Origin of the sequence: Romboutsia sp. 1001713B170131_170501_G6 (genome assembly GCF_015668195.1) — a bacterium.
GTDB lineage: Bacteria > Bacillota > Clostridia > Peptostreptococcales > Peptostreptococcaceae > Romboutsia_C.
Genome location: NZ_JADPFC010000001.1, coordinates 128089 through 140066, shown reverse-complemented (window position 1 = coordinate 140066; position 11978 = coordinate 128089). Strand labels below are relative to the sequence as shown.

Below are 11978 nucleotides of genomic sequence, written 5' to 3'. Positions count from 1 at the left end.
CCCCTTATTATATATTGTTATTTATAGTTAGAGGTTTTACCTCTTCCTTATCAGTTTGCAATACTGCAAGTATTTGTGGTCTTACACTTACAATAAATTGAACTACAAATCCTGTAAATATTCCTTCTATTATCATAATTGGTATATGACCATAAACTAACATATGTATAGTTGAAAAAGCGCCTATACCAAACTGAGTATTACTTTCAACTAGACTAATTCCTACACCTAGTACCGTTCCTACAACTGCTATAGAACCTGCTAATACACCACATATAAATTGACTTGTTTTTTTTTCACTTATAAGCGGTCTTACTAGCCAAAACATAAGCATTGCTGGCAAAGATGTATTTAACACATTTGCACCAAAACTTGTAAGTCCTCCAAATTGAAATAAAAATAATTGAAGTATGAGTGCTAATGAAATTGATATTGGCGTCCGTCTTCCTAAAATCATACCTATAATTCCTGATAATAGTAAGTGTATTGATGCAGGACCTATAGGTATATGTATCAATGAACCTGTGAAAAATACTCCTGTCATAAGTGCTATTTTAGGTATTTCTTCACTTTTTACTCCCTTAGCAGAATATGCAATTAGTCCTACTGCAGCTATAGTAGTTACAACTACTGTAGGTGTATTTAATACACCTTCTGAAATATGCATTATATTCCCCCCTCTTTTATAAGAATTCTATTCCCTTCTTTTGCAGTTTTTGGATACATACCAGTATCGGCGAAAATTTCTGCAATAGTAGGTCTTACTAAACCTGACTCTTCCATGAGTTTTTTGTCCTCTAATAGCTTTGTGCTACCTTTAGCTATTATATTACCCTTTTGAATTATAACTATATAATCAGCCCACCAATATGCAATATCTACATCATGTGTGCTTATTAACTGAGTACATCCATCATCTGATAAACTTTTTAGTATTTTTAAGAACTGATTTAGTGATATTGGGTCAAGTCCCGAAAATGGCTCGTCCATAAGTAGTATTTTAGGATCCATAGCAAGTAACCCTGCTATTGCTGCACGCTTTTTCTGCCCTAAGCTTAAATTACATGGAGATTTATGCCTTAAATTTTCTATATCTACTAATCTTATTGCCTCATCAACTCTTCTTTTAACCTCACCTTTCGAAAGTCTTAAGTTTGTTGGCCCAAAAGCTATATCATTATATACCGTTGTTGAAAATAACTGATTGTCTGGATTATCAAATAATAACCCTACCCACCTTCTTATTTCATCTATATTTGAATTATTTATAACTCTACCTAATATCTTTATTTCTCCATCTTGTGGCATTATAAGCCCATTTAAATGTTGTAATAATGTGCTTTTACCACTTCCATTTGCACCTAATATTGCAACTTTACTTCCTTTTTTTATATCTATACTTACGTTATTAAGTGCATTTGTCCCATCTTGATATCTATAAGATAATGAGTTAATCTCTATTGCATTCATAATATCCCCCATTTTATATAGCAAAATTATCTTTAATAATTTATGGTCACTTATATATTTTTTACTGTAGTTTTAAACACTACTATCTATCATAACAATAATTATTATTAAAATAATTGATGATAAAAGTTTTATTAAATCATTTTTTGTTATAGGTTTAGGATTATTTGCTGGCATAGTCCCACAAAATCCTCTTGACTTCATTGCCTTATACACAGCTTCTGATCTGTCTATTCCTTTGACTATCATTCCACCACATACGTTTGCATAAGTATTTATAGTATTTTTGTTTCCCTTTGATTTAAATAACCTTGATTTAAGTGCATTTTTTATATGTTTAAATTCATTCATTAAAAGTGTTGTATATCTTGTTGTTAAAAACAAAGTTGTCATAAATACTGGTGGTAAATTTAATGAGTTCATGCTATTTAGGTATGTTTGGAACGATTGTGTTGATACTAGCATCAGTATAATTATCGTTGATGCTAACACTCTTAACCCTAAAATCATAGCAAAATTAATAGCTTCCTCTCTAATATTTAGTCCATTACTAAATATTAATGTAATCATTGAAAATATAACAAAAGATAGAACTATCTTTAAACTATTAAATATTTGTTTTATATTTTTATTAGATAATATACATATTGCAAATAAACTAATTAGTATAATTCCTACAATAATCGGATTTTCTAAAAATAGCATTCCCATTAACCATATAAAAGCTGTCAAAGTCTTAGTTTTTGGTTCCCAAGTTTCTAGCCATGTTTCTTTAGAGTTTTTGTATATTTGACTTTGCATAACTTCCTCCTAAACATCTCTTTTGATTGATTCTTCCTCTTAATTTTAAAATATAATTGTGTCTTTTTTGTGTCAAATTTCTGTCATTTCTAGTAAACATTTAATTTTTAGTTTTTTTGTAATAAAAAAGGAGCATAAGCTCCTTTTTAGTTACAATTGCAATCACAACTAGAATCCATTGTAGTATCACCACAAAAATCATGGCCAAATTTATTACATTCACATCCTTGAATATTAAAAACATTATAGTTGTCCATAAAAGTACTATTATTTTACTTGTAATGTAGTGTAAATATAAACCTAGAACCAACTCCTGGTTCAGACTCTACATATATTTTTTCATCTAATCTAGTCATTATCTCAGCTGCTATGGATAGTCCAATTCCTGTTCCTTCTGATTTTCTAGATTTATCTGCTTTATAAAATCTATCAAATACAAATAATAAATCTTCATCTTCTATTCCAGAACCTGTATCTGACACTATTACCTTAATAAACTCATCTTCTTCTTCTATTTCTACAGAAACAGTTCCTTCTTCATCTGTAAACTTAAAAGCATTATCTAATAGTATTACAAGTACCTGTATTACTCGGTTATAATTTGTAAATACCTTATTATATTTAACTTCTTCAGATGGAGTTATAAAATTTATATCTAAATCTTCAGCTATTACTTCAAATTTTTCCCTCACTTCTTTTATTATACATCCCATGCAAAGTGATTGTTTTTCAATTACTTCATTAGGATTTTGAAGCCTTGATAATTCTAACATATCTTTTATTAAGGCTTGTAGTCTTATTGACTCTCTAAGTATCATGCTATAATATCGTTTTCTATCTACCCAGTCTATCATGTCATCATTTAATGATTCTGCCACCGCTCTAATAGATGTTATCGGAGTTTTTAATTCATGAGATATATTAGCTACATAATCTCTTCGCATTTTTTCTAGCAATTTTATATCTTTATCATTTTGTTCTAATTTATATGATAAATAGTTAAATGCCTTTATTAGCTCTCCAAATTCATCATCTTTACTTTCATTTTCATCTATTCTTTTTGAAAAATCTCCTTTAGACATATTAATAGTAGCATCTGTTATATCTTTCAAAGGCTTTAATGTTTTTTTTGTTACTAAATATACAGGAACAGCTGTGGATATTAAAAGTAATATTAAGCTAACTATCAATATGGTATAAAAACTTAGTAAGGTTTTATTTAGCTCACTTTGCGGTTTTATAGCAAATACAGCCCCAAATACTTTTTCATCCTGAATTATAGGTTTGGCTACAAAAATTGAATTCCCATCTATTCCATCAACTTTAGTTATACCTCTTATTGATTCTCCATCTAATATATGTTTTATTTGGGTACCTATTGTTTCATTAACTTTTTCGTAGTCAATATTATGCTTTGACTCATCTATAGTATAATATCTAAATGCCTGTTTACCAAGAGAGTCATATCCATTTATTATAATTCCACTTCCTAGTGCTATTTTTAATCGCTCAGCTAATTGATGATTTTCACCATGATATCTATATATAGTTTCATCTATCTTTTGTTCAATTTCTTCCATTTCTATTTTTATAAAATACTGCTTGACTATAACACTACAAAATAATATTGAAATAAAGGCAAATACTATACTTGATAGTCCAATAGTCTTATATATTTTCTTAAATAGACACTTACTCATTAAATTACCTCAAACTTATATCCAACACCATAAATAGATTTTATTTCCCAATCAACTTCAAATTGACTAATTTTTTTTCTAAGTCTTTTTATTTGAGTATCTACAACTCTTGTATCTCCAAAGTAATCATATCCCCATACTTCTGATAATATATATTCTCTAGTTAAAGTCTTTCCTGAATTAGAAGCCAACATATAAAATGTTTTCATTTCTTTTGGTGTTATACTTACTAAATTACCATCTATATAAACTTCATGACTTTCTATATCAATCTTCAAATTTCCTTGTACTATTACATTTTTATGTTTTGAAATATCATTATTTCCACTTCTTCTTAACACTGTTTTTATTCTTGTAACTACTTCTCTTGGTGAAAATGGCTTTGTAATATAATCATCTGCACCTATTTCAAGACCTATTATTCTATCTACAGTTTCCCCCTTTGCTGTAAGCATTATTATAGGTACATTACTGTTTTTCCTTATTTCTTTACATACATCAGTTCCAAACATTTTAGGCATCATTAAATCTAATAGTATTAAATCTGGATTATACCTATTAGCTTTTTCTACCCCATCTAATCCATCATATGCTGATATATAATCCATTCCCTCAGATTTTAGATACTGACCTATTGTTTCATGTATTGTTTCTTGGTCATCACATATTAAAATAAGTTTTTTACTCAATACAATCACTCCCTTAGTAATCTTATGCTTTATGATATTTTTATTATATAATACCTTTTTGTCATAATTTGTATATTCTTGCTTAATACTAAAAATAGAGATTACGATTTATCATATTCTAGTTAATATCTAATTTTTATAATAAAAGTATAATCACTTTATTTAATCCCTAATTGTAATGTTAACTTTAAATAAAAATTAAAAGAAATACTATGTCCTAAGTGTTGACTTTAAAAATTTACATAAAAATAAATCTTAAGAATGTTTTTTCTTAAGATTTATTTTTAGATAGTTGTATTTATTTTTAACTTAAAAATGCTGCTCCTATTATACCTGCATCGGCTCCTAAATTTGCACATACTATATCTGCAAATTCATTGTTTTTGAATACAAGCTGCTCTCTTACTAATTCTTTTAATCCAGAAAGTATAATATCACTAGCCCTTGACACTCCTCCACCTAATGATATTATATCTGGGTCTAATGTGTTTACTATATTAGCTATTGCCTTAGATAAGTAAAGTTTAAATCTATTTATAGTTTCTACTGCTACTTCATCATTTTCTCTATAAGCATCAAATACTATCTTAGCATTTATATCTTCTAAATTACCATTTACCATATCCAATATTATACTTGCTCTTCCTTCTTTTATTAACCTTTGTGCATACTTTATTATGGCTGTTGCCGAGCAGAAAGTTTCTAAGCACCCGTTATTTCCACAATTACAGTCAAAGTAATTTTCACCTATTATAACATGCCCTAGTTCAGATCCCATACCATGTGCACCTGAAAATGCTTTACCATTTATTATTATTCCACCACCTACACCAGTTCCTAGTGTATACATGACAGCACAATTTTTTCCTTTCATACTTCCTGATTTAGCTTCTGCCAATGCTGCAACTGTTGCATCGTTTTCAGCATACACATCTACTTCATTAAATCTATTTTTTAAAGACTCTATAAAATTAACATCTTCCCAGCCTAAGTTTACAGCAGTCGCCATACCTTGTTTGTTTATAAAACCTGGTACACCAAATCCTATAGACTTTATATCTCTCATGTCTAAATTATTTTCTTTTAGTAATCCCCTTACTAAATGTTCTATATCATTCATAACATTTTCAAATCCATTTGAAGAATTAGTCTTACACTCTTTTCTAAAAAGTATTTCACCGTTTTCATTAACTATCCCTGCTTGTATTCCTGTTCCTCCAATATCTACTCCTACAAAATACATGCTTCTCCTCCTTAGTAAATCTAATCATAACATGGTAATTTTTTAACTTAATTATATTATAAATGCTACTTTAATTTAATTCTATCTTATATTATTAATTTTTTTACTAAAATTTAAATTGTTTATTTTTTTCTAAAAATACCTTCCTTTTCAATTGAAAATTTAATCTGAAAAACATTTTCTTTATTATATATTTCTAATGATTTATACTATATAGTATATATAATAACAACTTAAGGGGGTTTATTATGGAAAGGTTTGAGACATTAAAGTTATTTAAAGATATACAAAAAGTATCAGACGTGTATAAAAATTTGCAACTTAAAGATGATAATAAAGAAATAGAAGACAATAAAAAATTAAATTCACTACTTGGATTTTATAAAGAAAAGATGGATGATATAACAAACCGCTCTAATCTTTTATTAAAACAAACTAAAGATGAATTAAAAGATAGAAGTTCTAAAGAAATACATAAAATTTTAATAGATTTAAATACTTTCTCACTTCAAAAATTTAAATCTGTAAAAGATGCGAATATAGATTCAACTACTGTTATGGCAGTAACTCATGCTACAGTTGATGAACTTAACCTTATAAATGACTCTATAAGAAGTAAAGAATATTTAAATGATAAATATACATACTTCTATATTTATGAGAAAGTTTTATTAAATGCATTCATAACATTCCTGGCTTTAAAGGATATGAATATGGATAAAAAAACTATCTCAGACCTTTCTCAGGGTATATTTACCCAGCTTCAAACATTAGCAATAATATCTATATAAAATTATAAAAAATAGGAATGTATTTAAATATATTCCTATTTTTTATAATTTTATGTTTTCATTTGTTAATTTATGGGTATGGTTTTACTGAGGTGACAAATTATTATGAACAGCATAGACAAAATATTTTTAAAAGAATTTCTTTCAAAACTTGACTCAAGTACATTTGAGGTAAAACTTTGGGATGGAGAACAATTTTTAATTGGACAAGGTGATCCTAAATTTAAGGTTTACTTTAATAAACCAATTAGTAAAAAAGATTTATTAAATAGTACATCGCTGGCCTTAGGAGAAGCGTACATGAAAAAAGATATTGATATTGATGGTGATTTATTGCTAGTCTTAGATTCTTTATTTAGTTGTCAAAAAGAACATTTTCATACTAACTTTGCAAAATTATCAAAACTATTCCATAAAGCAGGAAATGAAAAAAATCAAAAATTAGAGGTTTGTTCTCACTATGATATAGGGAATGATTTCTATGGCCTTTGGCTAGACGATACTTTAAGTTATTCTTGCGCTTACTTCAAAAATGATAATGATACTTTATACCAAGCTCAAATGAACAAAATACATCATATTTTAAAAAAATTAGATCTATCAGAAGGTGAAACTTTACTAGATATAGGATGTGGTTGGGGATATCTTCTTATAGAAGCTGCTAAAAAATATAAAATTAAAGGAACTGGTATTACATTAAGTGAGGAACAATATAAAAGATTTAATGAAAGAATAATAGAGGAAGGACTTCAAGACTATTTACAAGTAAAGCTTATGGATTATAGAAATCTTGAAACATCTGGTATGATGTTTGATAAAATTGTAAGCGTTGGTATGTTAGAACATGTTGGCCGTGAACACTATGATTTATACTTTAAGAATGTAAATAGTGTATTAAAACCTAAAGGATTATTCTTATTACATTATATAAGTGGTTTAGTTGAATCTCCTGGTGATGCTTGGATTAGAAAATACATATTCCCAGGTGGAGTTATTCCTTCACTACGTGAAATTATAAACTTACTACCTAAATATAATTTTTATACATTAGATATTGAAAGTTTAAGAAGACATTATACTAAAACTTTAATTGAATGGTATAAAAACTTTGATAAGCAAAGAGATGTTGTTGAAGATATGTTTGATGAAGAATTTGTAAGAATGTGGGACTTATACCTTTCTTCTTGTGCTTCTTGTTTTAATAATGGAGTTATAGACTTACATCAAATCTTAATGAGTAAAGGTGTTAATAATGAAATAAGCTTAACAAGAGAATATATTTATAAAGATTAAAAAATGAGTAAATTTTATTCTATAATTTTTTAAATTATATTATGAAATGTGTACATTTTTAATAAAAAAGAGACATAGCTTAAACTATGTCCCTTTTATTTTTTGTTATATTTACTTGTTTATAAATTATTTTCTTTTAAACATATCTTCTATCTTTTGACCAAAAGTCTTTTTCTTTTCGTGAACATCTTCTCCACATTCTTTAGCAAATTCTCTTAGTATTTCTTTTTGCTTTTCATTTAACTTCTTAGGAGTATCAACTATAACCTTAACATATTGGTCACCTCTTGAGTTACCTCTAAGTCTTGGTATACCTTTTTCTCTTAATCTAAATACAGTTCCAGTTTGAGTTCCTTCTGGTATTGTATACTTAACTTTTCCATCTAGTGTTGGAACTTCTATTTCATCTCCTAATGCAGCTTGAACAAATGTTATTGGCATATCAAAGTATATGTCAGTTCCTTCTCTTGTGAATAATGGATGAGGTTTAACATTAACTATTATATATAAATCTCCTCTTGGTCCACCTTTAGATCCAACTTCACCTTGACCTGATAATTTTATCATTTGTCCATCATCTATACCTGCTGGTATATCAACTTCTATAGTCTTAACTTTTCTATTATATCCCTTACCGTGACACTTTGGACATGGTGATTCTATAACTTCACCCTCTCCATTACAAGCACTACAAGGTCTACTTGATGCTATATTACCAAATGGAGTTCTTTGAACAGTTCTAACTTCTCCAGTACCATTACATGTTGGACAAGTTTTCTTAGATGTCCCTGGCTTAGCTCCACTTCCATGGCACTCTTCGCACTCTTCACTTCTATTTATCTTTACAGATACTTTTTTTCCAAATGCAGCTTCTTCAAAACTTATACTAACACTTTGCTTTATATCCGCTCCACGTTCTGGACCTCTCCTTCTGGCTCTACCGCCACCAAATCCTCCTCCGAATATATCACCAAACATGTCACCAAATATATCTTCAAATCCACCGAATCCTTGGCCACCAAATCCTCCTTGGCCACCAAATCCTCCTTGACCATTTACACCATCATGTCCGAATTGATCATACATTTGTCTTTTGTTATCATCTGATAATACTTCGTATGCTTCATTTATTTCCTTGAACTTTTCTTCTGCTTCTTTATCACCAGGATTTCTATCTGGATGATACTTCATAGCAAGTTTTCTATATGCTTTTTTAAGGGCCTGAGCATCGGCACTTTTGTCTACACCAAGCACCTCATAATAATCTCTCTTAGCACTCATTATTTGTCACCACCTTTATTATTACAAAACAATAGCTTGTAGAATATCATACTACAAGCTATTATTATTTTTAAGTATTAGTCTATGACTATATACTTATGAAAAGATACTCTTTTCTATTATATATTAAACTATATATTTTCGTAACCTATTTTTCGTCATTTACTTCTGTGAAGTCAGCATCTACAACGTTATCGTCTTGAGCACCTTGACCAGCTTCGCCACCTTGAGCTTGAGCCTCAGCTTGTGCTTGTTGATACATCATTTCAGAAACTTTATGGAATTTGTTCATAACTTCATCCATAGCTTTTCTTATTTCTTCACCTGTTGACTCTTCTTTATCTTTAACTGCCTTAAGTTCAGCTATTGCAGCTTCTATAGCGCTCTTATCTTCAGCACTTACTTTGTCACCTAATTCATTTAAAGTTTTTTCTGTTTGGTATATAGTTGAATCAGCTTGGTTTAATGCTTCTATTTTATCTTTCTTTTGCTTATCAGCTTCAGCATTCATTTCAGCTTCTTTAACTTTCTTTTCTATTTCTTCTTCACTTAAATTAGTTCCAGAAGTTATAGTAACTTTTTGCTCTTTTCCAGTTCCTAAGTCTTTAGCAGTAACGTGAACTATACCGTTAGCATCTATATCGAAAGTAACTTCTATTTGAGGTATTCCTCTTGGAGCTGGTGGTATATCAGTTAATTGGAATCTACCTAAAGTAGTGTTATCATATGACATACTTCTTTCACCTTGAAGAACGTGTATATCAACAGCAGTTTGGTTATCAGCAGCAGTTGAGAATACTTGTGACTTCTTAGTTGGTATTGTAGTATTTCTTTCTATTATTTTAGTCATTACGTTACCCATAGTTTCTATACCTAATGATAATGGAGTAACATCTAGAAGTAATAAATCATTAACGTCTCCAGATAATACACCTGCTTGTATAGCAGCACCTGCAGCAACACATTCATCTGGGTTTAATCCTTTGTGTGGCTCTTTTCCTATGAATTTCTTAACAGCTTCTTGAACAGCTGGTATTCTTGTAGAACCACCAACTAATAATACATCATCTATATCAGAAGTTGAAAGACCTGCATCTTGTAATGCTCTTCTTGTTGGTTCCATAGTTTTTTCAACTAAATGAGCAGTTAACTCATCAAACTTAGCTCTTGATATATCCATAGTTAAGTGTTTTGGACCTTCAGCAGTAGCTGTTATGAAAGGTAAGTTTACGTTAGTTGTCATTGTTGATGATAACTCTTTTTTAGCCTTTTCAGCAGCTTCTTTTAATCTTTGAAGAGCCATGTTATCGTTTCTTAAATCTACACCTTCAGCTTTTTTGAATTCTTCAGCTAAATAGTCTATTAATACTTGGTCAAAGTCATCTCCACCTAATCTGTTATTACCAGCAGTAGCTAAAACTTCGAAAGTTCCATCTCCTATTTCAAGAACTGAAACGTCAAATGTTCCTCCACCTAAGTCAAATACTAATATCTTTTTGTCTTGGTCTAACTTATCCATACCATAAGCAAGTGCAGCAGCAGTTGGCTCATTTATTATTCTCTTAACATCAAGTCCTGCTATTCTACCTGCATCTTTTGTTGCTTGTCTTTGAGCATCTGTGAAGTATGCTGGAACTGTTATAACAGCTTCAGTTACAGGTTGCCCTAAGTAGCTTTCTGCATCTGCTTTTAATTTTTGTAAGATTATAGCTGATATTTCTTGTGGTGTATAATCTTTACCATCTATATTAACTTTGTAATCTGTTCCCATGTGAGTTTTTATTGATATTATAGTTCTATCTGCATTTGTAACAGCTTGTCTTTTTGCAGGTTCCCCTACTATTCTGTCTCCGTCCTTAGTAAATGCTACTACTGATGGAGTAGTTCTCATACCTTCTGCATTAGTTATTATTTGTGGTTCTCCACCTTCTAATACTGCTACACAAGAGTTTGTTGTTCCTAAGTCAATTCCTATTATTTTTCCCATGACCAAATTCCTCCTAAATAATTTTTTATGATTTTTATTCTATATAGAATTTAGTTATTTTTTTATATATTCAAATATCTGATTTCTAGTTGTACTAGATAATAAGATATATTTTAAGCTAAATTCTTAAACTTTACTGCTATATTTATACTAAACTAGCAAGATACTTTAACCATACTTGGTCTTAATACTTTATTTCCTAGTTTATATCCTTTTTGAAGTACCATTACGACCTTATTTGCTTCAACTCCATCAACACTTTCTTGCATTACTGCTAAGTGTAAATTTGGATCAAAGTCTGCATTCTCAGCTTCTATTGCTTCAACTCCATACTTTGTAAGTATTCCTTGAAGTTGCTTATATACTAGGTCTATTCCTTGATACATACTTCCTTCTTTGTCATCACAAGCTTCTAAAGCTCTTTCCATACTATCGATAACAGGTATTATATCGTTTAGTATTTTTTCATTTGCAAATAATCCTATAGTTTCTTTTTCTTCATTTGTTCTTCTTCTATAGTTTGCATATTCTGCTTGAAGTCTTTGATGCTTATCATTAAGAGCCTCTAATTCGTCTCTTAACTTGTTTTCTTCTAATTTGTCATTTATATCTGTAACATTGTCTTCTACAACTTCTTCAGTTGTTTCTTCAATCTCACTTGAAGTTTCTAATTCTTCTTTTACATTTTCATTTTCTAAATTATTTTCTTGCAATATGTTACAC

11 protein-coding genes are annotated in these 11978 nt (G+C 29.5%); 2 read left to right on the top strand and 9 right to left on the bottom strand.

From position 1 onward, the window contains the following. Nucleotides 1-7 precede the first annotated feature (7 nt). From cbiM to I4U89_RS00655, 6 genes are all read right to left on the bottom strand, one after another. Nucleotides 8-667, bottom strand: coding sequence for a cobalt transporter CbiM (cbiM, locus tag I4U89_RS00680; RefSeq protein ID WP_195937769.1), 660 nt, complete (start codon nucleotides 665-667; stop codon nucleotides 8-10). Then, nucleotides 667-1470, bottom strand: coding sequence for an energy-coupling factor ABC transporter ATP-binding protein (locus I4U89_RS00675; RefSeq protein WP_195937768.1), 804 nt, complete (start codon nucleotides 1468-1470; stop codon nucleotides 667-669). Before I4U89_RS00675 ends, cbiM begins: the two co-directional genes overlap by 1 nt. A 72-nt stretch (nucleotides 1471-1542) precedes the next feature. After that, nucleotides 1543-2271, bottom strand: coding sequence for a cobalt ECF transporter T component CbiQ (cbiQ, locus tag I4U89_RS00670; RefSeq protein ID WP_195937767.1), 729 nt, complete (start codon nucleotides 2269-2271; stop codon nucleotides 1543-1545). Between the two features lie 272 nt (nucleotides 2272-2543). Further along, nucleotides 2544-3971 carry a HAMP domain-containing sensor histidine kinase gene (locus tag I4U89_RS00665; protein ID WP_195937766.1) on the bottom strand — a complete coding sequence of 476 codons (1428 nt, stop codon included), beginning with the start codon at nucleotides 3969-3971 and terminating at the stop codon, nucleotides 2544-2546. Continuing rightward, nucleotides 3971-4660 carry a response regulator transcription factor gene (locus I4U89_RS00660; RefSeq protein WP_195937765.1) on the bottom strand — a complete coding sequence of 230 codons (690 nt, stop codon included), beginning with the start codon at nucleotides 4658-4660 and terminating at the stop codon, nucleotides 3971-3973. The genes I4U89_RS00665 and I4U89_RS00660 overlap by 1 nt, the downstream gene beginning before the upstream one ends. 304 nt (nucleotides 4661-4964) lie before the next feature. Further along, nucleotides 4965-5903 (bottom strand): ROK family protein, encoded by a 939-nt coding sequence (locus I4U89_RS00655; protein ID WP_195937764.1) that lies wholly within the window; start codon nucleotides 5901-5903, stop codon nucleotides 4965-4967. Nucleotides 5904-6151: 248 nt separating this feature from the next. Between I4U89_RS00655 and I4U89_RS00650 the strand changes: the two genes are divergently transcribed. Both I4U89_RS00650 and I4U89_RS00645 read left to right on the top strand, forming a co-directional pair. Further along, nucleotides 6152-6694 carry a hypothetical protein gene (locus tag I4U89_RS00650; protein WP_195937763.1) on the top strand — a complete coding sequence of 181 codons (543 nt, stop codon included), beginning with the start codon at nucleotides 6152-6154 and terminating at the stop codon, nucleotides 6692-6694. A gap of 105 nt (nucleotides 6695-6799) precedes the next feature. Continuing rightward, the gene (locus I4U89_RS00645; protein ID WP_195937762.1) at nucleotides 6800-7987 is read left to right on the top strand and encodes an SAM-dependent methyltransferase; all 1188 of its coding nucleotides are present in this window, start codon (nucleotides 6800-6802) and stop codon (nucleotides 7985-7987) included. Between the two features lie 126 nt (nucleotides 7988-8113). Here I4U89_RS00645 and dnaJ read toward each other — a convergent pair whose 3' ends face one another. From dnaJ to grpE, 3 genes are all read right to left on the bottom strand, one after another. Next, entirely contained in the window at nucleotides 8114-9268 is a 1155-nt protein-coding gene (gene dnaJ, locus I4U89_RS00640) for a molecular chaperone DnaJ (RefSeq protein WP_195937761.1), read from the bottom strand. A 148-nt stretch (nucleotides 9269-9416) separates the two neighbouring features. Continuing rightward, nucleotides 9417-11255, bottom strand: a complete 1839-nt coding sequence (dnaK, locus tag I4U89_RS00635) for a molecular chaperone DnaK (protein WP_195937760.1) — start codon at nucleotides 11253-11255, stop codon at nucleotides 9417-9419. Nucleotides 11256-11410: 155 nt separating this feature from the next. Next, nucleotides 11411-11968 carry a nucleotide exchange factor GrpE gene (grpE, locus tag I4U89_RS00630; protein ID WP_207744092.1) on the bottom strand — a complete coding sequence of 186 codons (558 nt, stop codon included), beginning with the start codon at nucleotides 11966-11968 and terminating at the stop codon, nucleotides 11411-11413. Between the last annotated feature and the right edge of the window lie 10 nt (nucleotides 11969-11978).